Raw genomic sequence first — 21,465 nt, forward strand, 5'->3', positions numbered from 1 at the left:
GTCAAGCGCAACGTGGTGGCCGAAAAATTCGCCTCCGACATCGAGGCTATCTACCACTCCGAGTAGCGCGCCGGGCGCTGGACGCTCCCTGGCGCCTCGAGTCGCGCTGTCAGCCGAGCAGCGCGCCCAGTCGTGCCGCCATTGTGTCCCAGCGCCACTGCGCCGTCACCCAGTCCCGCCCGGCCGCGCCCATCGCGGCGGCCCGATCGCGGTCGGTCAGCAATTCAGTGACAGCGTCGGCGATTTCGTCGACCTCGCGGCCGTCGACGACCAGCCCAGTCTTGTTGTGCTGCACTGTTTCTGGAGCTCCCCCCGATCTCCCGGCAATCACCGGCACGCCGGTCGCCGACGCCTCGAGGAATACGATGCCCAGCCCCTCGACATCCAACCCGGCGCCACGAGTGCGGCAGGGCATCGCGAACACGTCGGCCAGCGCATGATGCATGGGCAACTCAGCCGCCGGTATGCCGCCGGTGAAAACCACGTCGTCGGCCACGCCACACTCACGGACCAGTGCGCGCAGCGAGTCCAGGTACGGCCCGCCGCCGACGATGACCAGGGCGGCTCCCGCCACACGCCGCCGGATCGAGGGCAGCGCCTTGATCAGCATGTCCTGGCCTTTACGCGGCACCAGCCGGGATACGCACACCACGGTGGGCCGCTCGCCCAGTCCGTAACGGTCACGCAGCTCGGCGCGGCCGGCCGGATCGGGGCGAAACCGGTCGGTGTCCACCCCGGACGGCAGGTATTCCAGCGAAGCCTTGGGGCCGAAGGCCGGCGCGAACCGGGAGCGGGTATAGCGGCTGACGAACGTGACGACGTCGGTGTCGTCGCCGATGCGGCGCAGCACCGAGCGTGCGACCGGAAGCATCGACCATCCGACTTCGTGGCCGTGCGTGCTGGCCAGCACCCGGCCCGCACCGGCGCCGCGGGCGCGCCGGGCAAGCAGCGCGAGCGGCGCGGCCGCGCCGAACCAGACGGTGTCGATGCCATGGTCGTCGATCAGTTGCCGCATCCGACTATCGACCGCGGGACCGGGCAGCATCAGTGTTCCCGGATGGCGCACCACTCGATAACCGGCTTCGCGGGCGGCGCCGTCGTAGGCCTCGGCGCCCTTCCATTGCGGCGCGTACACCGTCATCGCATGCGACCCGGTGTCGACCAGCCGGTCGACCAACTCACCGAGGTATGACTGGATGCCGCCCGGGCGGGGCGGAAAGTCGTTGGTTACCAGCAGGACCCGACTCACCTGCGTCAGGCTAGCCGGGCGGGGATGCGGACCGCGCACACGGTCTGCGCCCGGCGCTCCGGCTCTAGTGGATCAGCCACTGATGCCAGCGGGTGAGCAGGCCTTCCGGGCTGGTCGCCAGCACATCTTGACTGGCGGCGGCAATGTCGGCGTGCCTGATGCCGCAGGTGGCCAGGTAGAGATCGCGCAGCTTCGGCGGGCCGTAGGTGTCGGCCACGAATCGGGCGAACCACCAGGCACGGTCATAAGCCAACGAGCGCGGAGCCCCGGGCACGTCCAAGTCGCTGTCGCTGGGCAGCGTCATGGGCAGCAACGCGTCGGCGGGCATCGGTGTCGGTGGGCGGCCCACGAAATCGGCCACCCCCTCGGTGAGCCAGCGGGGTGCATCCGTAACGGTGTCAGCGCGTGCCGCATAGTGAAAAAGCTCGTGAGCCAAGACGATTCGCAATGATGCGGCGCTCATGTTGGCCGCCCCCGGCGCGAAGACGATCCGCTGACCGAGGGCAACCCGGCGAACGGGATCGACACGGTCGGCGACCGTCACGGCCGCGATGTCGGCCCACCGCGACGCCGGTCCCCCACCGGCGGCCGCACGAAATTCCTCGTCGGTGCCGGCCGCGACCACCGTGATTTCCCGGGGCCAGTCGACACCCCAAAATGATTCCACCGCGCTGATCGCCGCGCCCATGCCCGACGCCACCCGCGACAGCAACCGGTCACTGGCCGGGCCGCCGAGGCTCAGCAGCCGCAGGGTGCGGTCGCCGACGGTGACCGACTTCGTCGACGCGCTGATTTGGCTGCGGGCCGGGGTGACCAGTTGTGCGGGCCGGATCCGGCTTTCCCGCTCGGCGTTGAACGGCACTGCCGCCGCGACCAGCAATTCGACCGCGAATACCCAAGCCAGCAGTATCGGCAGCCGCCGGCGCCGCGGTCTGGGGTGTCTAGTAACGCCGAGCGTCGTAGATCGGGCCACCGGCGCCCATCGGCACCACCCGTACCGGCACGCCGTAGGTGGAGGAGTGAATCATCATGCCGTCACCGATGTAGATGCCGGTGTGCGAGGCGTCGGAGTAGAACGTCAGCACGTCGCCGGGCTGCAAGTCGCCGAGCGAAACTGGCTGGCCGCCGTGGGCCAGCGCCTGGCTGGAGTGCGGCAGCGAGATGCCGGCTTGCTGGAACGCCCACATCACCAGGCCGGAGCAGTCGAACCCGCCGGGCGCGGCGCCCCCCCATACATATGGTGAGCCCACCTGCGTCAGCGCGGCCTGCACGACGGTGGCGCGGTCACCCCCGCCGACCCCGCCAGGAGCCGACCCGGGCATTCCGGGCATTCCGGGCAGGCCGCCGGCAGGCGGAGCCTCGCCCGGCGCCTGGCCCCCAGGTGCGCCCGGAGGCGCCGCTTCCGGCGCCGGAGCACCGGGGGCCGGTGCCGGATTGGCCAGCGCGGTGCGCTGATCGGCCGTCAAAGAAAGGTATTGCGACTTGACTACCGCGATCTGTACCTGCAGCTGGCTCTGCTTGGACTGCAGGCTGGCCCGAACCGCGGCGGCCTGCTCGGCTGCGCTCTTGGCGTCGGCGGCGGACTTGGCCGATTCCCGCTCGGCCTTGGCGGCCTGCTCCCCGGCGATCCGATAGCTCTTCATCTGGCTGGCCATCTGGGTTGCCATCACCCGCTGCACCGCTAGCTTGTCGATCAGCCCCTGCGGTGATCCGGCGGTCAGGATGGCCTCCATGCCGTCGACACGACCGCCCATGTAGGTCGCGGCGGCCAGCTTGTTGACCGAGTCCTGATAGGACGACAGATGTGCCTTCGCGGCATCGACCGCGGCCTGGTCGTCGGTGTGCTTCTGGTCCGCTGCGCGCTGGGCTGCCAGCTTGTCGTTCAGATCGAGCTGGGCGCTGTGCATCGCCTCGGTGGTCTGCTCGGCCTGGCGGGACAGTTCGTGGAGTTTTGCCGTGGCGTCCTCGGCCGGGTCGGCCCACGCGGGGCCGGTCATGACACCGGAGAAGATCGCGAAGCCAGCTAGCGTCCCTATCGCCGAACGTGTGAAGACACGCGCAACCGGGTACCTAGAATCAAGCCTCAAGATTTGCTTCCTTAAACGGCCATCGACGGATTGGGCGTCGAGCTGGTTTAGGTCTCAAACAGGTTACGAAACGATATCGACGTTTGTCCAAAGCGAGCGGTTAAGAATTCAGAAAGAATTCTGTCATTTCTATGTGAATCGTTTCGCTGCTCCGAGGACCTTTGTGGGACAAGGCGATTAGGCTACACCAGAGCCGCGGTCCCGACGAATCGGGACCAGACGCAGGCGCGGCGCCAACCCGACCTCGGCAAGAACCTCCAAAGCCGCCCGCTCGTCTTGCAATAAAGTATCCGGAACCCCGAGTATCACGCTGACGACACAGTCGCGGCATCCCGGGCCGCGCACCGCGCATTCGTCACAGTCGATCACCACCGGTGTTCCGGGTTCTGGCGGGGTCATGTCGATGTCTGTCGGTCCCGTTCTCGGTGCCATCGGGGTCGGTCCTCTCGCTCTGGCTCGGCGAACATCACGCCGGACTGACCGAACGGTAACCGCGGACACCGACACCTCACCGTCCCCGCGTTCTGATCCCGCGCCCCGCGTGGGAGCCGGATGGGTGTCGGTCGTCGGGCTTAACGTCACCGCCGTGGCTTCTCGGGGTGCGACTCAGCTGAGCTTCGCCGACGTGGGGTCACCGTTCACCACCGACGAGCTCTCGCTGCGCGAGACCACCTTCGTCGTGGTGGACCTGGAGACCACCGGCGGGCGCACCAAAAGCAGCGGGGGAACCGTTCCGGACGCGATCACCGAAATCGGGGCGGTCAAGGTGCGCGGCGGCGTGGTGCTCGGCGAGTTCGCCACCCTGGTGGACCCGCAGCGCAGTATTCCGCCCCAGATCGTGCAGCTGACCGGCATCACCACCGCAATGGTTTGCGACGCACCGACCATCGACTCGGTGTTGCCGATGTTTCTGGAGTTCGCCGGTAACGCCGTGCTGGTCGCCCACAACGCCGGGTTCGACATCGGCTTCCTGCGTGCCGCCGCGCAGCAATGCGATATCGCCTGGCCGCGGCCGCAGGTGCTGTGCACGGTCCGGCTGGCCCGGCGGGTGCTCAGCCGCGAGGAAGCGCCCAGCGTGCGGCTGGCCTCGTTGGCGCGGCTGTTCGCCGTCGCCACCCAGCCGACACACCGCGCCCTCGACGATGCGCGCGCCACCGTCGAGGTGTTGCACGCCCTGATCGAGCGGGTGGGCAACCAGGGCGTGCACACCTACGCCGACCTGCGCTCCTATCTGCCCGACGTGACGCCCACTCAGCGCCGCAAGCGAGTGCTCGCCGAGGGGCTGCCACGCCGCCCGGGTGTGTATCTGTTCCGTGGGCCGTCGGGCGAGGTGCTTTACATCGGCACCGCCGTCGACCTGCGGCGCCGGGTGAGCCAGTACTTCACCGGCGCCGATCCCCGGGGCCGGATGAAGGAAATGGTCGCGCTGGCCGGCGCGGTCGACCACGTCGAGTGCGCCCATGCGCTGGAGGCCGGGGTGCGCGAACTGCGCCTGCTGGCCGCGCACGCCCCGCCGTACAACCGGCGGTCCAGGTTCCCGCAGCGCTGGTGGTGGGTGGCGCTGACCGACGAGGCGTTCCCCCGCCTGGCGGTGGTGCGGGCGCCCCGACACGACCGCGCCGTCGGCCCGTTTCGGGCCCGCGCCGACGCGGCTGACACGGCCGTGCTGCTGGCCCGGTTCACCGGTCTGCGGACCTGCACCAACCGGCTGGGGCGCTCGGCGTTGCACGGGCCGCTGTGCGCCGAGGCGGAGGTTTCGCCGTGCCCGGCCGCGCGTGGCGTCACCGCCACCCAGTACGCCGCGGCCGTGGCCCGGGTCGCGGCCCTGATCGACGGCCTGGACAACGGCGCGCTGGCCGCGGCCGTGGACCAGGTCACCGCCCTGGCCGAGAGGCATCATTTCGAGAGCGCCGCGCGGCTGCGCGACCGCACCGTGACCGCGGTCGAGACGCTGTGGCGCGGGCAGCGGCTGCGCGCCCTGGCCGCGCTGCCCGAGCTGATCGCCGCCGCACCGGACGGCGACGGTGGCTACCACCTGGCCGTCATCCGCCACGGCCAGCTCGCCGCGGCGGGCAGCGCCCGGCGCGGGGTACCGCCGATGCCGGTCGTCGACGCGATTGTCGCTGGGGCACAAGCGATTCTGCCCACACCGGCCCCGCTGGGCGGCGCACTCGTCGAGGAGACCGCGCTCATCACGCGCTGGTTGACGACGCCCGGGGTGCGCATGGTTCGGGTCGCCGAGGACGGCTGGGCATCCCCACTGCGGTCGGCCGGCGCCTGGTCGGCGTGGGCCGCGGCGGCGCGCTCGGCGCGGCTGGCCAGCGAGCAGGCCCTGCGCGAATCAGACCTGCTGGCTGAACCGCACCCATCGCGCGAGCAGCTGTTCGGCCGCACCGGAGTCGATGGCCGCGCTGGCGCGGGCCAATCCGTCCTCCCACGCCGGCAGCCATTCAGCGCGGCTGGATAACCCGGCGTGCGCGACCATCGCGCCGGCGGCGTTGAGCACCACGGCGTCGCGCACCGGCCCCTTGCCGCCGGCCAGTACCGCACGCACCTCGGCGGCATTGGCCTGCGCGTCGCCACCCAACAAGTCGTCGAGATCGGCTCGGGGAAAACCGAACCCGGCCGGATCGAACGTCAGCCTGTCCACCGTGCCGGCCTGCACCCGCCAGATGGTGCTGGTGGTCGTGGTGGTCAGCTCGTCGAGCCCGTCGTCGCCGTGCACCACCAGCACGCTGCACCGCCGGGCGGCGAACACGCCGGCCATCACCTCGGACAGGTCGGCGAAGGCGCAGCCGATCAGGCCGGCGCGCGGCCTGGCCGGATTAGTAAGCGGCCCAAGGAGATTGAACACGGTGGGCACGCCGATCTCGCGGCGCACCGCGGAGGTGTGCCGGTAGGACGGGTGGAACAGCGGCGCGAAGCAAAACCCGATGCCGACCTCGGTGAGGCTGCGGGCCACCTGCTCGGGTCCCAGGTCGATCCGGATTCCGAGCGCCTCGAGCGTGTCGGCCCCGCCGGACAACGACGAGGCCGCGCGGTTGCCGTGCTTGGCCACCGGAACCCCCGCGGCCGCCGCCACGATCGCCGCCATAGTGGACAGGTTCACGGTGTTCACGCCGTCGCCCCCGGTGCCGACGATGTCGACGGTGTCGTCGCGGATGGCGCCGGCGGGCATCGGCAGCGCGTGGTTCAGCATCACCTCCGCCAGCTCGATGACCTCGGCCGAGGTGGGACCCTTCACCTGCATCGCCACCGCGAAGGCCGCGATCTGGGCCGCGCTCGCGTCGCCGGCCATGATCTGGTCCATGGCCCAGGCCGCCTGCCCGCGGGTCAGGTCCTGACCGCCCGTCAAACGAGACAGCACCTGGCGCCACGATGGTGCCGGCACGCCGGAAGGCGAAGCCTCAGATGACAAAGCCACGCGCCGATGGTCCCACGACCACCACACCGGCCCCAACCTCCGACAAATTCCGCCGCGAGCCGCCCGTCCGCTCGTCTGGGCGACGCGCCAGACCTCAAATGCCGCCCCGGGTGGAGTTCAACAACTACAAAGCGTCATACTTGCGGATGTGACCAGCGCTGCCGGGACTTCGGGTACTGCAATTACGTCGCGGGTGCATTCGCTGAACCGACCCAATATGGTCAGCGTCGGCACCATCGTTTGGCTTTCCAGCGAGTTGATGTTCTTTGCTGGCCTCTTCGCGATGTACTTCACCGCTCGCGCCCAATCGGGCGGAAAGTGGCCGCCGCCGCCGACCGAGCTCAACCTCTATCAGGCCGTCCCGGTCACATTGGTGCTGATCGCGTCGTCGTTCACCTGCCAGATGGGGGTGTTCGCGGCCGAGCGCGGCGACGTGTTCGGGCTGCGCCGCTGGTATGTGCTGACCTTCCTGATGGGCCTGTTCTTCATTTGCGGTCAGGGCTATGAGTACTACCACCTGATGTCGCACGGGACCACCATCCCCGGGAGCGCCTACGGCAGCGTGTTCTACCTGGCGACCGGCTTCCACGGCCTGCACGTCACCGGCGGCCTGATCGCCTTCATCTTCTTGCTGGCCCGCACCGCGATGAGCAAGTTCACGCCGGCGCAGGCTACGGCCAGCATCGTCGTCTCGTACTACTGGCATTTCGTCGACATCGTGTGGATCGCGCTGTTCGCCGTGATCTATTTCATCCGATGAGCAGGCGCTGGACGAACAGGAGTGCTCGGTTGAAGAAACTGGGATCTACCCGATCCGGTGCGGCTAAGCCGCCAAACGGACAGCGTCACCGCTCACGGCGGCGCCTGCGCCGCCGGCTGTCCGGGGGCCTGCTGCTGCTCATCGCGCTGACCATTGCGGGTGGTCTGGCCGCCATCCTGACACCGCGGCCGCAGGTGGCCGTCGCCGACGAGTCCAACTCGGCGCTGCTGCGTACCGGCAAGCAGCTGTTCGACACGTCGTGCGTGTCCTGCCACGGCGCCAACCTGCAGGGTGTCCACGACCGCGGGCCGAGCTTGATCGGCGTCGGCGAGGAAGCCGTCTACTTCCAGGTCTCGACCGGCCGGATGCCGGCGATGACCGGAGAGGCCCAGGCGCCCCGCAAGGAACCCATCTTCGACGAGGCGCAGGTCGACGCGCTGGGTGCCTACGTGCAGGCCAACGGCGGCGGACCGACCACGGTGCGCAACCCGGACGGCAGCCTGGCGATGCGTGAGCTGCGCGGCCAGGATCTCGGGCGCGGCGGTGACCTGTTCCGGCTCAACTGCTCCTCGTGCCACAACTTCACCGGTAAGGGCGGCGCGCTGTCCTCCGGCAAGTACGCACCGAACCTCGAGCCCGCCAACGAACAGCAGATCCTGGCGGCCATGCGGACCGGTCCGCAGAATATGCCGAAGTTCTCCGACCGTCAGCTGTCTTTCGAAGCCAAGAAGGACATCATCGGCTACATCAAGGCGGTGACCGAAGAGCGCCAGCCGGGCGGCTATGGCCTGGGTGGATTCGGACCCGCACCCGAGGGCATGGCTGCCTGGATCATCGGGATGGTCGCCGCCATCGGGCTGGCACTGTGGATTGGGGCACGAGCATGAGCGATCAAGACGTTCGCGGCTCTGACACCGGCGGCAACCCGCACGGCACCGGCGAAAGGGAACCCGACGACGCCGCGCTGGCCGCCATGTCGCAGCGCGAATTGGTCACCCTGGGCGGCAGGCTGGATGGCGTCGAAACGGTGTTCAAGGAACCCCGTTGGCCGATCGAGGGCACCAAAGCCGAAAAGCGCGCCGAGCGTGGCGTCGCCCGCTGGCTTTTGCTGGGCGGTTTCTTCGGGCTGGCGCTGCTGCTCGTCTTCTTGTTCTGGCCGTGGGAGTACAAGCCCAAGGAGGAAGCCGGCAGCTTCCTCTACGACCTGGCCACCCCGCTGTACGGACTGACCTTCGGGATGTCGATCCTGTCGATCGCGATCGGCGTCATCCTGTACCAGAAGCGCTTTATCCCCGAAGAGATTTCGATCCAGGACCGGCACGACGGCGCCTCCCGCGAAGTGGACCGCAAGACGGTGGTGGCGCACCTGGCCGACGCGTATGAGGGATCGACGGTCGGGCGGCGCAAGCTAATCGGGCTGTCGCTGGGGATGGGGCTGGGTGCGTTCGGGCTGTCCACCCTGGTGGCGTTTGCTGGCGGACTGATCAAGAACCCGTGGAGGCCGGTGGTGCCGACCGCAGACGGCAAGAAGGCCGTGCTGTGGACCTCGGGCTGGACCCCGCGCTACCACGGCGAGACCATCTACCTGGCGCGTGCCACCGGTTCGGCCTCCACGTCGCCCTTCATCAAGATGCGCCCGGAAGACCTCGACGCCGGGGGCATGGAAACCGTCTTCCCGTGGCGGGAGTCCGACGGCGACGGCACTACCCCGGAATCGCAGGAAAAGCTGCGAGCCATCAACCAGGGCGTGCGAAACCCGGTGATGCTCATCCGCGTTCGGCCCACCGACATGGGCCGCGTGGTCAAACGGCAGGGCCAGGAGAGCTTCAACTTCGGCGAGTTCTTCGCCTACACCAAGGTGTGCTCGCATCTGGGTTGCCCCGCATCGCTGTACGAGGAGCAGTCCTACCGGATCTTGTGCCCTTGCCACCAGTCGCAGTTCGACGCGCTGCACTTCGCCAAGCCGATTTTCGGGCCGGCCGCACGTGCGTTGGCGCAACTGCCGATCACCATCGACACCAACGGGTATCTGGTCGCCAACGGTGACTTCGTCGAGCCCGTCGGACCGGCATTCTGGGAGAGGACGACGACATGAGTCCGAAATTGAGTCCCCCGAAGATCGGCGATGTCCTGGCCCGTCAAGGCGAGGACATCGACACGCGCTACCACCCGTCCGCAGCGGTACGCAGACAGCTCAACAAGGTCTTTCCCACGCACTGGTCGTTCTTGCTGGGCGAGATCGCGATGTACAGCTTCATCGTGCTGCTGCTCACCGGCGTGTACCTGACGCTGTTCTTCGATCCGTCCATGGGCGAGATCACCTACAACGGTGCCTACCAACCGCTGCGCGGCGTCGACATGTCGAAAGCCTTCGCATCGACGCTCGACATCTCCTTCGAGGTGCGCGGCGGCCTGTTCGTCCGGCAGGTCCACCACTGGGCGGCCCTGATCTTCTCCGCGTCGATCATGGTGCACCTGGCCCGCGTCTTCTTCACCGGCGCCTTCCGGAGGCCACGCGAGGCCAACTGGGTCATCGGTGCGCTGCTGCTGATCCTGGCCATGTTCGAGGGTTACTTCGGCTACTCGCTGCCCGACGACCTGCTGTCCGGTATCGGGTTGCGTGCCGCGCTGTCCTCGATCACCTTGGGCATGCCGGTGATCGGCACCTGGCTGCACTGGGCACTGTTCGGCGGTGACTTCCCCTGCGGTGGCGTCGGAAACGAATGCGCCACAGCGGGTTACATCATCCCGCGGATGTACGCCCTGCACATCCTGCTGCTGCCAGGGATCATCCTGGCACTGATCGGGCTGCACCTGGCCCTGGTGTGGTTCCAGAAGCACAGCCAGTTCCCCGGACCGGGCCGCACCGAGCACAACGTGGTCGGCGTGCGGGTGATGCCGGTGTTCGCCGTCAAGTCCGGCGCGTTCTTCGCCGCGATCGTCGGTGTGCTGGGCCTGCTGGGTGGTCTGATGCAGATCAACCCGATCTGGAACCTCGGCCCCTACAAGCCATCTCACGTCTCGGCCGGTTCACAGCCGGACTTCTACATGATGTGGACCGAAGGCTTGGCGCGTATCTGGCCGCCATGGGAGTTCTACTTCTGGCACCACACCATTCCGGCGCCGGTGTGGGTGGCGCTGATCATGGGCGGCATTTTCGGCCTGCTGATCGTCTATCCCTTCCTGGAGAAGCGGTTCAGCGGCGACAACGCCCATCACAACCTGCTGCAGCGGCCGCGCGACGTGCCGGTGCGCACGTCGATCGGCGCGATGGCGATCTCCTTCTACATGTTGCTGACGCTGTGCGCGATGAACGACATCATCGCGTTCAAGTTCGACATCTCGCTGAACGCGACGACGTGGATCGGGCGCATCGGCATGGTGATCCTGCCGCCGGTCGTCTACTTCATCACCTATCGGTGGTGCATCGGACTGCAGCGCAGCGACCGCGCGGTGCTCGAGCATGGCATCGAGACCGGCATCATCAAGCGGCTGCCGCACGGCGCCTACATCGAGCTGCACCAGCCGTTGGGCCCGGTCGACGCCCACGGCCACCCGTTGCCGCTCGCATACCAGGGTGCGCCACTGCCCAAGAAGATGAACAAGCTGGGCTCGGCCGGATCGCCGGGCAGCGGCAGCTTCCTGTTCGCCGACCCGGTATCCGAGGATGCCGCCTTGCGCGAGGCGGCACACGGCTCCGAGCTGCGTGCCCTAACCGCCCTGCGCGAGCACCAGGACGGCCTCAACGGCTCGACGAACGGTTCGACGAACGGCGAAGGGAGCGAGCACTAGCTCGCTCCCCCGGACCGTGCGTGGGTCGGTGTACTCAGAGGCAGCTCGCGGCGCATTGTTGCTGGGCGGCTCGCAGGATTGAGCCAGCTGTGAGGAACACGGGTTTACCCATGTCGCGGGACTCGATGGGCAATCCGGCCGCGCAGCGCAGCACCATCAGGGCCAGTGCGCTGTAAGTGGTGTACGGGACGATGAGCAGGTTGACCCGTGCGTCTGTCCCGATGACGGTCATCACGTGCTGGCGTTTGTTTTCCCATCCCGGCCAGTTGAAGTCCGGCGGTCGTTGCAGGGGTGGCCAGTTGACGTTGATGGACTCGATGCCGCCCAGCAAGGGCGTCAGCAACGCGACGAGACCCGGCAATTCATTGGTGATGCGGTCTGCGCGGGGCCACCATGCGCCGTCGATCGCGTGGCCGAGTTCGCGGCCCACCGATACCCGGATGGGATTGGCGTGTCCTCGTCGTCGGACTGCGGCATCCACCTGCGGTTCCCCTTTTTGGTTGGCGTCCTTCGCCTGGACGGGTACGGCGGAGGGAGGGATCGCATTGCCCGTGGGTGTCAATCCGCTACCGATCGCCGGACCACCGCTGACAACGAAACTGCTCGCACCCGACGTTACGCCACCCGTGATTCACCGGTTCGGGCACCGGCACCGGGACGGCAGGCGACCCCTGCAGCGGCGGTGGGCTAGCGCTCGGCGACAACCTGGCGCAGCTGGCGAATGTGCAGCCATTCGAGCACCGGCATCGCCGCGGTGATGATGCCGGCGAACCCATATGCGACCCAGGACCCGCCATCGCTGCCGACCGCCATCAGGTAGGTCGCCGTCGCGACCGCGATCAGCGCCGCGCCCATGGTGCCGACGAGTATCGCAGTGCCGCGCAACCAAATTCGGTCCACCGCCGCACCGGACCATCCGGCTTCCGTTGCCGGCGTGGCCGTTTGCACGGTGGTCGGCTGCGCCCGCCCGGTACCAGTGCGCAGGGCGCCCGTCCCCAGCCGCATCGACGGTCCGATCGGCCCGCGGACCGGCGCGGTCATCGCCTGAGCGGCCGGCTCGGACTGAGACATTCGGCGCGCCCGCAACAAGATCGGGATCGCGCCCGCGATGATGAGCGCCGACACGATGATGACGGCATATAGCACCCAGGTGGTGTGCGGGCTGCTCGCCGCCTTGTGAAAGCCCCTGCCTAAATCCGCCAGGGCGACGGCGGCCGCCACACTGACACCCAGCAGCACCAGGTAGATGAACGCGCAGGCGCCGAGCACAATGCGGTCGATGACTTCGGGCGCGATGGTGTCGTCGTCCACCCCGCGCCGGTACGGCGAATATCTACTGACCATCAGCAGCTCGTCTGCGGCGAGTCGTTGCTGTTCGACGAAAGCACCGTTCCGTCGCTGGTCGTGATCGAGCAATTGAGCCTGCTGACCCGGAACAGACTGGAGGCCTCCACCGAGCCCACATCGGATTGCGAGATCGGGGTGACGGTGATCGACCACGGGATGTAGACGTTGTGCTGCGTACGGCGCCGGCCGGACGCGTCGACGTACGTCACCGAAATGATGTCGCCCGGGGCTTTGGTGCCGGTCACCGAGTAGGTGACCTGCCGCGGACCCGCAGGCGTGGTGGGCGGCGGTGGCGCCGCCGCGGTGGACGTCGCCGGCGGCGGCGCCGGAGCGGGTACGGGCGGGGGCGGCGGTGCCGGAGAAGGCGTCACCGTCACAGTCTGGGTCTCCGTTGCTGTCGGGGGCGGCGGCGGTTCGGTCGTGGGTGGTGGCGGCGGCGGGGGTGGCGGTTTGGTGGTGGTGATCTCATCTTGCAGCGGCGGCGTGGACGGCGCGGTTGTGGTTCCGGGGTTGGCCAGCTTGTTCGTGTCGGTGCGGGCGAACAGCAGCGATACCGAAACGACCAGCGCGATCGCGGCCACGATGGCGGCCACCCCCACCACCCACGGCCAGCGCGCCGTGCTGCGCTCGTCGTCGGCGTCCGATGAGTCGTCGAAGTCGTCGTAGTCGTAGAGCCCCAGATCGGCAGGCAGGTAGGGCCCGCTGCTGAAATGCTCTGACTCCGGAGCCGAGTAGGCCCGCGAGTATGCGTCCGTCTCGTCCGTCTGGTTCGCCGCGGCCAATTCGGCGCTGTCGTCAAAGGGTTCCGGCTGGTCCTCGACATCGTTGTCGGCGGGCGGCTCCGGGTCGCCGCCCGGCGCAGCATTGGATTCCGGTTGGTGGCTGATCGGGTCGGCAAGGTCGGGTTCGTCAGGATCCCATCCCGGGGGTCTCGACCCGCTCATCTCTGTCTTTGCCTACCCTGTTCGACTGCCCTACCCGCGCGCAAAAGTCCGCGAACACATCGTTGCGGGCGCGCTGGGATACTTCTCATTTGTCTGGGCAAGACACTACCGAACCCAAAAGGGGCAAAGCCGTGTGGCGAATGGCGCAGCCGATCACGTGATCTGATTGTGACCTTTATGCCGCGAATCAGTGCTTCTCGGGACCGATGTAGTACTCGAAGACCAGTCCGGCCACCGACGTCAGGACGAACATCACCCCGGCGACAATCAGCCACGGCAGCCACAGCGCGATGCCGACCGCGACCACAGAGCCGGACAATGCGACCAGAATCGGCCACCAGCTGTGTGGGCTGAAGAAGCCCAATTCGCCTGCTCCATCGCTGATCTCAGCGCCTTCGTAGTCCTCGGGCCGGGTGTCGATGCGGCGGGCCACGAAACGGAAGAAGGTCGCCGTGATCAACGCCAGGCCACCGGTCAGCACCAGCGCGGTGGTGCCGGCCCACTCCACGCCCCCGGTGGCGAAGACCGCGGTCAGCGCCGCGTAGAGCACCGCAACCAAAATGAAAAACCCGGCGATGAATTCGAATAGCCTGGCTTCGATATGCATTTGGTGTCCTAACCTACTGGCTTCCGGCCAACTGACCGCGCTTGGTCTCGAACGGGTGGGTGGTCACCGCGAGCGGGGGCTGCCCGATCGCCTGCAATGCCTCAGCGTTGCTCTTTCCGCCCATCCGCTGCTGCAGGTAGGCCTTGAAGTCGTTGGGCGCCACCACCCGAACCTCGAAGTTCATCATCGAGTGATAGGTGCCGCAGAATTCTGCGCAGTGGCCCACAAAGGCGCCGGGCGTCTGGATCTCCTGAGTCTGGAAAACGTGCACCGAGTTGTTCGCGTCGGCGTTGGGGATCACGTCGCGCTTGAACAGGAACTCCGGCACCCAGAAGGTGTGCACCACGTCCGCGGACGCCAAATCGAATTCGATCCGCTTGCCGGTGGGCAGCACCAACACCGGGATCTCCTCGCTGGACCCCAGAGTCTCGACCTTGTCGAAGTTCAGGTACTGGCGGTCCGACGTGTTGAGCCCGCGCACGGCACCAACCCGCTCCTCGCCGTGGACGTCCTTGCCTTCCGGCTTGGACAGCATCGCCTTCTTGCGCGCCGCGTCGGATCCGTCGTAGGTCAGCGTGCCGTCTTTGAAGTTGACCTTTTGGTAGCCGAACTTCCAGTTCCACTGGAAGGCGGTGACATCGACCACAACTTCGGGGTTCTTGTCCAGGTGCAGCATCTTTTCCTGCACCACGACGGTGAAGTAGAACAGCACCGAAATGATGAGGAACGGCGTCACCGTGAGCACCAGCTCCAGCGGCATGTTGTAGCCGAACTGGCGGGGCAGCTCGGTGTCGGTCGCCTTCTTGCGGTGGAACGCCGACGCCCAGAAGATCAGGCCGTACACGATGAGGCCGACGACCAGCGAGGCGATCACCGCGCCGATCCACAGTTCGCGGTTGAGGTGAGCCTCCGGGGTGATGCCCCGCGGCCAGCCCAGAGCCAGCGCATCCGCCCAGCTGCTACATCCGCTCAGGAACAACGCCAGCACACCCAGCGTCAGGGCCAGCGCCAAGGGCCGAAGACGGCGGGAACGCCCCTCGGCCAGGCCGTCGGAGCCCCCGGAATGGCGCCAAAACCTGCCCTGCGACAAACGTTGCGAACGGTCCTGCTCGCGAGGGGTCACGTTAGCGCCTCCTGCTCGGATATCGAATACTACGCAGCGTAGACCACGCGCCTGAGCCGAGCGACGAAACCCCGGCCCACCGGTGTGCCCGGCCGTCCGCGACGTGCCGGGCACGACATGACCGCACGCCCGGCAAGTGCGGCATACTGGGGCGCCGTGTGTGGTCTGCTGGCGTTCGTCGCCGCCCCAGAGGGCTTGGATCAGGTCCTGGACAAGAAGGACGCCGCCGCCCGAGCCGACGATGCGATCGCGCACGCGTCGCATTCGATGCGCCACCGCGGGCCCGACGAGCCGGGCACCTGGGTCGACCCGGACACCGACGGCTCCGTCGTGTTCGGCTTCAACCGGCTGTCCATCATCGACATCGCGCACTCGCACCAGCCGCTGCGGTGGGGGCCGCCCGAGACGCCCGACCGCTACGTACTGGTGTTCAACGGCGAGATCTACAACTACCTCGAATTGCGCGAGGAGTTGTCCGCCCGGCACGGCGCCGTCTTCGCCACCGACGGTGACGGCGAGACCATCGTCGCCGGCTACCACTACTGGGGCACCGATGTTCTGACGCGGCTGCGCGGCATGTTCGCGTTCGCGCTGTGGGACACCGTCACCCGCGAATTGTTCTGCGCCCGTGATCCTTTCGGGATCAAGCCACTGTTCATGGCGACCGGCGCCGGCGGTACCGCGGTGGCCAGCGAGAAGAAATGCCTGCTGGACCTGGCCGAGCTGATCGAATTCGATACCCGGATCGACGACCGCGCCGTGCAGCACTACACCGTGCTGCAGTACGTGCCCGAACCCGAGACGCTGCACCGCGGGGTGCGCCGGCTGGAATCGGGCTGCTATGCCCGGATTCGCCCGGACCGGCTGCAACCGGAGGTCACCCGGTATTTCGTACCGCGCTTTGCCGCCACACCGATCACCCGCGACACCGAGCAGGCCCGCTACGACGAGATCACCGCGGTGCTCGAGGACTCGGTGGCCAAGCACATGCGCGCCGACGTCACCGTCGGAGCGTTCCTGTCCGGCGGGATCGACTCCACTGCCATCGCGGCACTGGCCATTCGGCACAACCCGCGGCTGATCACGTTCACCACCGGCTTCGAACGGGAGGGCTTCTCCGAGATTGACGTCGCGGTGGCCTCGGCCGAGGCGATCGGCGCCCGTCACATCGCCAAGGTGGTCAAGCCCGACGAGTTCGTCGCCGCCCTGCCGGAGATCGTCTGGTATCTCGACGAGCCGGTCGCCGACCCCGCGCTGGTGCCGCTGTTCTTCGTCGCCCGGGAGGCCCGTAAGCACGTCAAGGTGGTGCTGTCCGGCGAAGGCGCCGACGAATTGTTCGGTGGCTACACGATTTACCGGGAGCCGCTGTCGCTGAAGCCCTTCAATTATTTGCCGCGGCCATTGCGGCGGTCGATGGGCAAGGTGTCCAAACCGCTGCCGGAGGGGATGCGGGGCAAGAGCCTGCTGCACCGCGGCTCCCTGACGCTCGAGGAGCGCTACTACGGCAATGCCCGCAGCTTTTCCGACGCGCAACTGCGTGATGTGCTCCCCCGCTTCCGCGAGGAATGGACGCATACCGACGTCACCGCGGCGGTGTATGCCGAATCGGCGGGCTGGGATCCAGTGGCCCGCATGCAGCACATCGACCTGTTCACCTGGCTGCGCGGCGACATTCTGGTCAAGGCGGACAAGATGACGATGGCCAACTCGCTGGAGCTTCGGGTCCCGTTCCTGGATCCCGAGGTGTTCGCCGTCGCTTCCCGGTTGCCCGTCGAGGCCAAGATCACCCGCACCACCACCAAGTACGCGTTACGGCGCGCACTGGAGCCGATCGTGCCGTCGCACGTGCTGCACCGGCCCAAGCTCGGCTTTCCGGTGCCCATCCGGCACTGGCTACGCGCGGGCGAACTGCTCGAGTGGGCCTACGAACTGGTGGAGTCCTCGCAGGCCGATCCCCTGATCGACAAAGCCGCGGTGCGCCGGATGCTCGACGAACACCGCAACGGCGTCAGCGATCACAGCCGTCGGCTGTGGACCGTATTGATATTCATGCTCTGGCACGCGATCTTCGTCGAGCACAGCGTGCTGCCCCAGATCAGCGAGCCGCACTACCCGGTGCAGCTCTAGCGGCGATCGCAAGCGCGGCGGAGCCGGGCGCGGCGGGTCGCCGCCATCAGCTCCAGCGGCGAGCCGGGCGCGCGGAGCCGGGCGCGGCGGGTCGCCGCCTTCAGCTAGGCAAGCACGCCGGCGATCTCGGCGGCCGCCTCGTCGCCGTAAGCATCCGCCAGCCGGGTCTTGGCAACCTCGCGGTCCCACACCCATTCCTGGGTTCCGGTCGACTCCAGCACCAGCACGGCGACCAGCGACCCCAGCTGGGCCGAACGCTCGAGATTTAGCCCGGCGCTGCGGCCGGTGAGGAAACCGGCCCGGAACGCGTCGCCGACGCCGGTGGGGTCGGTCTGGCTGGTCTCGGGCACTACGCCGACGTGAGTGGTGGTGCCGTCGCGCTCGACGATGTCGACGCCCTTGGCGCCCAGCGTGGTCACCCGCAGGTCGACCTTCTTCTGGACGTCGGCCTCGGACCAGCCGGTCTTGTTGAGCAGCAGCTCCCACTCGTAGTCGTTGGTGAACAGGTAGGCCGCCCCGTCGACGAGCTTGTCGATCTCTTCACCGGACAGCCGCGGCAGCTGCTGAGACGGGTCGGCGGCGAACGGCAAGCCCAGCTTGCGGCACTCCTCGGTGTGCACCACCATCGCGTCGGGGTCGTTGGCCCCGACGATCACCAGGTCCGGCTTGCCCACGGAGGACACCAGATCGGCCAGCTTGATGTTGCGGGCCTCCGACATGGCGCCCGGATAGAAGGAGGCGATCTGGGCCATGTCCTGGTCGGTGGTGCAGGTGAACCGCGCGGTGTGCGCGGTCTGCGAGATCAGCACGTGGTCGCAGTTGACACCGTGGGATTGCAGCCATTCGCGGTATTCGCCGAAGTCGTCGCCGGCCGCACCGACCAGCGCCACGTCGCCGCCCAGCACGCCGATGGCGAACGCGATGTTGCCCGCCACGCCGCCGCGGTGAATCACCAGGTCGTCAACCAGAAAACTCAGGGACACCTTCTGCAGGTGCTCGGCCAGCAGGTGCTCGGAAAACCGGCCGGGAAACCGCATCAGATTGTCGGTCGCAATCGAACCTGTCACCGCGATCGTCACGAAATCTCCATCCTTCGTTAGTAAGGTTATCTACCTTACTCGCGCGTCTTGACCGTCGCTGTGTGCACGGTCGGCACGAGGTCGTGCGCTAGCCTCCCTAGGGAACTCACTGAAGTCGCCGGGATCACATTGCTCGGGCCACAACCCGCTTGCACTCCCGTCTACCACCGTAGGAGAACCACGATGGCAGGTCCGCACTCGCCGAACCACACCGTCGGCGGCGAAGGACCAACACCCCCACACGAATCCCAGCCACTCGAGTTTCCCGATGACCCCAACATCGGTGACCCGGGCTTCGCCGCAGTTCCGCAGGCAGGGCCTGCCGCAGCCAATTATGCCGGGCAGCCTCCCGCGCCGGTCCCCTACCCGCCCCAGCGATCCAAGCGGCGGCTGATCGTTGGAATAGTCCTGGCCATCGCGCTGGTCGCGGCGCTCACGGTGGCCATCGTGTACGGCGTCCGCACCAACGGCGCCAATACCGGAGCCGCCTTCTCCGAGAGCTCGGCCAAGACAGCCATTCAGGGGTACCTGGACGCGCTGGAGCACCGCGACATCGACGAGATCGCCCGCAACGCGTTGTGCGGGCTGTACGACGGCGTCCAGGACAAGCGATCCGATCAGGCGCTGGCCAAGCTCAGCAGCGACGCCTTCCGCAAGCAGTTCTCCGAGGTGGAGCTGATTTCGATCGACAAGATCGTGTACCTGTCGCCGTATCAGGCCCAGGCGTTGTTCAGCATGCGGGTGTCCCCGGTGAGCGGCGGCCCGATGCACGGACACGTCCAGGGCATCGCGCAGCTGCTGTTCCAGCGCGGCCAGATCCTGGTCTGCTCGTACGTGCTGCGCACCGGCGGCACGTACTGAACGCACACCGTCAGCCGGGACCAGACGCCCCGGCTGACGGATTTGGCGGGATTAACCGATCAGTTGAACGAGTCGCCGCAGGCGCATGAGCCGGTGGCGTTGGGGTTGTCGATGGTGAAGCCCTGCTTCTCGATGGTGTCCACGAAATCGATGGACGCGCCCTCGACGTACGGCGCGCTCATCCGGTCCACCGTCAGCTTCACGCCTCCGAATTCCGCGGTCAGGTCGCCGTCCAGCGCCCGGTCGTCGAAGAAGAGGTTGTAGCGCAGCCCAGCACACCCGCCCGGCTGCACCGCGATGCGCAGCGCCAGGTCGTCGCGTCCCTCCTGGTCGAGCAGGGACTTTGCCTTGGTGGCGGCGGCCTCGGTCAGGATCACGCCGTGGGTCGTGGTGGCGTTCGACTCGTTTTGCACCGTCATTGCTTCTCCTACATCCCTCATCGTTGGGTGGGGTTCGATCAGGCCCGATATCGCCGGCTTGGCCCAGCGATCCGGACCGCCCGAAAGTCCACTACATCAACGGTACCTTGCAGGACCGCTATTCCCGAGTCGCGCCGCCACAACCGAAGCCAGTCCCATCAGCTGGTTGGCCGCGTCCGCCTGCGCCAACCGCACCGATCCGGCGTGCTCGGCGATGGATAACGCCGCCATGATTCCCGACGAACGCACCGTCGCATTGGGCAGGTCGACCTGGCCGGCCAGCACTACCACCGGAATCCCCCGCGGCCGGGCGGCGTCGGCGAGGAAGCCCACCACCTTTCCGTGCAGTGACTGCTCGTCGAACCGGCCCTCGCCGGTGACGATCAGTTCCGCGGTGTCCAGGTCGTCGGACAACCGGGTGTGCTCGGCGATGATGGCCGCTCCGGACTCACAGCGGCCGCCGAGCGCCAGCAGCCCTGCCCCGATCCCGCCGGCGGCGCCCGCGCCCGGCTCGGCGCTCACGTCCCGCCCGGCCACCGCCTCCAAGATCAGCGCCCAGGCCTGCAGCCGGACCTCCAGCGCGGCGACGGTGGCCGTGTCGGCGCCCTTCTGCGGCCCGAAAACCCGGGCCGCTCCCCACGGGCCCAGCAGCGGGTATTCGGTGTCGGAGGCGGCGATCAGCTCCACGTTGCCCAGCTGCCGGCGAGCGGTGTCCAGGCCGCCGAGCTCGGCGATCATGCCCTGCCCGCCGTCGGTGCAGGCGCTGCCGCCCAATCCGACCACGATTCGCGTCGCCCCGACCCGCAGCGCCTCGGCGATCAGCTGTCCCACCCCTTTGCTGTGGGCCGCCATCGCGGTTTCCGGGGTGGGGCGTCCGCGCAGTAGGGTCCGGCTGCAGGCCTGTGCGCACTCCAGATACGCGGTCGCCGAACGGCGATCGAACACCCAATCGGCCTCGACCATGGCTTTCAGCGGTCCCGACACCCGAAGCTGACGCATCTCCCCCAGCCGGCTGGCCAGCACTTCGACGAAGCCGGGACCGCCGTCGGATTGCGGAGCGACGATGAACCGGTCGCCGGGACGCGATCGCGTCCAGCCAGTCGCGATGGCGGCGGAAGCCTCGATGGCCGTCATGCTGTCGGCGTAGCAGTCGGGGGCCACCAGAACTTGCATCGCGGGCAACTGAAGGCGGCCTGGTGCAAGGACGGAACCATCGTCATCCGAGGCCATCGACCCGTCTTCCATCAAAGGCAGCCGTTCATCACGTGTAAGAGTAGGGCCAAGTGCGACACTAACGCAGGTCTAATAGCAAGGCATTCCAGGCGAATTCCGGCGCCCGTCACCCGCGAAGTAACCTGGCCACTGTGAAGCTGTTGGGCCGTAAGAAAGGCCAGGAAACCGACCTCGACGAGACCGCGGCGGCGGCGGGAGTATCCGGCGTTGCCGACGCCTCGGGTGCCGCATCCCGCGAGTCGCAGCGCACCGGTCCCAAGGGGCGCCCCACGCCCAAGCGCACCGACGCCCGGCGTAGCGCCCGCAAGGGACCGGTCGCGCCGGCGCCCATGACCACCGCCGAGGCGCGGGCCCGGCGCAAATCGCTGGCCGGTCCCAAGCTCAGCCGCGAGGAGCGCAGGGCGGACAAGGGC

General features: G+C 67.8%; 19 protein-coding genes and 2 pseudogenes. 8 read left to right on the forward strand and 13 right to left on the reverse strand.

What is annotated here, in order from left to right:
* Positions 1–109 precede the first annotated feature (109 nt).
* The 4 genes from pimB to A5625_RS08660 all read right to left on the reverse strand — a co-directional run bounded on the left by pimB (position 110) and on the right by A5625_RS08660 (position 3,768).
* A complete protein-coding gene (gene pimB, locus A5625_RS08645) occupies positions 110–1,249 on the reverse strand; it encodes a GDP-mannose-dependent alpha-(1-6)-phosphatidylinositol monomannoside mannosyltransferase (RefSeq protein WP_066991599.1) in 1,140 nt (379 codons plus the stop codon).
* A gap of 64 nt (positions 1,250–1,313) precedes the next feature.
* Positions 1,314–2,129 (reverse strand): DUF4157 domain-containing protein, encoded by an 816-nt coding sequence (locus A5625_RS08650; RefSeq protein ID WP_066991602.1) that lies wholly within the window; start codon positions 2,127–2,129, stop codon positions 1,314–1,316.
* A 61-nt stretch (positions 2,130–2,190) separates the two neighbouring features.
* The gene (gene ripC, locus A5625_RS08655; RefSeq protein ID WP_066991604.1) at positions 2,191–3,336 is read right to left on the reverse strand and encodes a peptidoglycan hydrolase RipC; all 1,146 of its coding nucleotides are present in this window, start codon (positions 3,334–3,336) and stop codon (positions 2,191–2,193) included.
* A 177-nt stretch (positions 3,337–3,513) separates the two neighbouring features.
* Entirely contained in the window at positions 3,514–3,768 is a 255-nt protein-coding gene (locus A5625_RS08660; RefSeq protein WP_197516025.1) for a hypothetical protein, read from the reverse strand.
* Between A5625_RS08660 and A5625_RS08665 the strand changes: the two are divergent.
* Positions 3,740–5,740 (forward strand): annotated as a pseudogene (locus tag A5625_RS08665) (DEDD exonuclease domain-containing protein); the annotation flags it as partial. The gene A5625_RS08660 and the pseudogene A5625_RS08665 sit on opposite strands and share 29 nt — an antisense overlap.
* Here the strand turns inward: A5625_RS08665 and trpD are convergent.
* A complete protein-coding gene (gene trpD / locus A5625_RS30035; protein WP_232003546.1) occupies positions 5,678–6,760 on the reverse strand; it encodes an anthranilate phosphoribosyltransferase in 1,083 nt (360 codons plus the stop codon). The pseudogene A5625_RS08665 and the gene trpD sit on opposite strands and share 63 nt — an antisense overlap.
* Before the next feature lie 148 nt (positions 6,761–6,908).
* Here trpD and A5625_RS08680 point away from each other — a divergent pair, with 148 nt between their 5' ends.
* From A5625_RS08680 to A5625_RS08695, 4 genes are read left to right on the forward strand one after another with little or no spacing between them, the layout of a single operon-like run.
* Complete coding sequence (locus tag A5625_RS08680; protein WP_066991617.1) at positions 6,909–7,520, forward strand: heme-copper oxidase subunit III; 612 nt, start codon at positions 6,909–6,911, stop codon at positions 7,518–7,520.
* Between the two features lie 29 nt (positions 7,521–7,549).
* The gene (locus tag A5625_RS08685; RefSeq protein ID WP_066991620.1) at positions 7,550–8,407 is read left to right on the forward strand and encodes a cytochrome c; all 858 of its coding nucleotides are present in this window, start codon (positions 7,550–7,552) and stop codon (positions 8,405–8,407) included.
* A complete protein-coding gene (locus A5625_RS08690; RefSeq protein ID WP_066991623.1) occupies positions 8,404–9,615 on the forward strand; it encodes a ubiquinol-cytochrome c reductase iron-sulfur subunit in 1,212 nt (403 codons plus the stop codon). Before A5625_RS08685 ends, A5625_RS08690 begins: the two co-directional genes overlap by 4 nt.
* A complete protein-coding gene (locus A5625_RS08695) occupies positions 9,612–11,312 on the forward strand; it encodes a cytochrome bc complex cytochrome b subunit (RefSeq protein WP_066991627.1) in 1,701 nt (566 codons plus the stop codon). Before A5625_RS08690 ends, A5625_RS08695 begins: the two co-directional genes overlap by 4 nt.
* A 34-nt stretch (positions 11,313–11,346) precedes the next feature.
* On the opposite strand, the gene A5625_RS08700 is transcribed toward A5625_RS08695, so the two are convergent.
* The 5 genes from A5625_RS08700 to A5625_RS08720 all read right to left on the reverse strand — a co-directional run bounded on the left by A5625_RS08700 (position 11,347) and on the right by A5625_RS08720 (position 15,333).
* Positions 11,347–11,793, reverse strand: a complete 447-nt coding sequence (locus A5625_RS08700; RefSeq protein ID WP_066991647.1) for a DUF5994 family protein — start codon at positions 11,791–11,793, stop codon at positions 11,347–11,349.
* Between the two features lie 206 nt (positions 11,794–11,999).
* Complete coding sequence (locus A5625_RS08705; protein ID WP_066991631.1) at positions 12,000–12,656, reverse strand: DUF2561 family protein; 657 nt, start codon at positions 12,654–12,656, stop codon at positions 12,000–12,002.
* Positions 12,656–13,603 (reverse strand): MmpS family transport accessory protein, encoded by a 948-nt coding sequence (locus tag A5625_RS08710; RefSeq protein WP_066991634.1) that lies wholly within the window; start codon positions 13,601–13,603, stop codon positions 12,656–12,658. The genes A5625_RS08705 and A5625_RS08710 overlap by 1 nt, the downstream gene beginning before the upstream one ends.
* Before the next feature lie 187 nt (positions 13,604–13,790).
* Positions 13,791–14,210 carry a cytochrome c oxidase subunit 4 gene (locus A5625_RS08715; RefSeq protein WP_066991636.1) on the reverse strand — a complete coding sequence of 140 codons (420 nt, stop codon included), beginning with the start codon at positions 14,208–14,210 and terminating at the stop codon, positions 13,791–13,793.
* A gap of 13 nt (positions 14,211–14,223) precedes the next feature.
* Positions 14,224–15,333 carry a cytochrome c oxidase subunit II gene (locus A5625_RS08720; RefSeq protein WP_082984328.1) on the reverse strand — a complete coding sequence of 370 codons (1,110 nt, stop codon included), beginning with the start codon at positions 15,331–15,333 and terminating at the stop codon, positions 14,224–14,226.
* Between the two features lie 156 nt (positions 15,334–15,489).
* Here A5625_RS08720 and asnB point away from each other — a divergent pair, with 156 nt between their 5' ends.
* Positions 15,490–17,460, forward strand: a complete 1,971-nt coding sequence (gene asnB, locus A5625_RS08725; RefSeq protein ID WP_066991653.1) for an asparagine synthase (glutamine-hydrolyzing) — start codon at positions 15,490–15,492, stop codon at positions 17,458–17,460.
* 104 nt (positions 17,461–17,564) lie between these two features.
* Here asnB and A5625_RS08730 read toward each other — a convergent pair whose 3' ends face one another.
* Positions 17,565–18,539, reverse strand: a complete 975-nt coding sequence (locus A5625_RS08730; RefSeq protein ID WP_066991639.1) for a carbohydrate kinase family protein — start codon at positions 18,537–18,539, stop codon at positions 17,565–17,567.
* A 183-nt stretch (positions 18,540–18,722) separates the two neighbouring features.
* On the opposite strand from A5625_RS08730, the gene A5625_RS08735 reads away from it, so the two are divergent.
* The gene (locus A5625_RS08735; protein WP_066991641.1) at positions 18,723–19,400 is read left to right on the forward strand and encodes a hypothetical protein; all 678 of its coding nucleotides are present in this window, start codon (positions 18,723–18,725) and stop codon (positions 19,398–19,400) included.
* A gap of 59 nt (positions 19,401–19,459) precedes the next feature.
* Here the strand turns inward: A5625_RS08735 and A5625_RS08740 are convergent, their stop codons facing one another.
* Positions 19,460–19,819 (reverse strand): iron-sulfur cluster assembly accessory protein, encoded by a 360-nt coding sequence (locus A5625_RS08740; protein ID WP_007770699.1) that lies wholly within the window; start codon positions 19,817–19,819, stop codon positions 19,460–19,462.
* Between the two features lie 96 nt (positions 19,820–19,915).
* Positions 19,916–20,992: a glycerate kinase gene (locus A5625_RS08745; protein WP_066991655.1), complete on the reverse strand. Its 1,077-nt coding sequence runs from the start codon at positions 20,990–20,992 to the stop codon at positions 19,916–19,918.
* A 191-nt stretch (positions 20,993–21,183) separates the two neighbouring features.
* On the opposite strand from A5625_RS08745, the pseudogene A5625_RS08750 reads away from it, so the two are divergent.
* Positions 21,184–21,465 (forward strand): annotated as a pseudogene (locus A5625_RS08750) (DUF3043 domain-containing protein); the annotation flags it as partial.

The sequence above is a fragment of the Mycobacterium sp. 1465703.0 genome, from assembly GCF_001672975.1.
In the GTDB taxonomy this organism is placed as follows: Bacteria; Actinomycetota; Actinomycetes; order Mycobacteriales; family Mycobacteriaceae; genus Mycobacterium.

Coding starts and splice junctions, on each gene's coding strand:
- A5625_RS08660 (WP_197516025.1), bottom strand. CDS start 3,768: ATGGCACCGAGAACGGGACCGACAGACATCGACATGACCCCGCCAGAA.
- A5625_RS08690 (WP_066991623.1), top strand. CDS start 8,404: ATGAGCGATCAAGACGTTCGCGGCTCTGACACCGGCGGCAACCCGCAC.
- A5625_RS08695 (WP_066991627.1), top strand. CDS start 9,612: ATGAGTCCGAAATTGAGTCCCCCGAAGATCGGCGATGTCCTGGCCCGT.
- A5625_RS08705 (WP_066991631.1), bottom strand. CDS start 12,656: ATGGTCAGTAGATATTCGCCGTACCGGCGCGGGGTGGACGACGACACC.
- A5625_RS08710 (WP_066991634.1), bottom strand. CDS start 13,603: ATGAGCGGGTCGAGACCCCCGGGATGGGATCCTGACGAACCCGACCTT.
- A5625_RS08715 (WP_066991636.1), bottom strand. CDS start 14,210: ATGCATATCGAAGCCAGGCTATTCGAATTCATCGCCGGGTTTTTCATT.
- A5625_RS08735 (WP_066991641.1), top strand. CDS start 18,723: ATGGCAGGTCCGCACTCGCCGAACCACACCGTCGGCGGCGAAGGACCA.
- A5625_RS08740 (WP_007770699.1), bottom strand. CDS start 19,819: ATGACGGTGCAAAACGAGTCGAACGCCACCACGACCCACGGCGTGATC.
- A5625_RS08745 (WP_066991655.1), bottom strand. CDS start 20,992: ATGCAAGTTCTGGTGGCCCCCGACTGCTACGCCGACAGCATGACGGCC.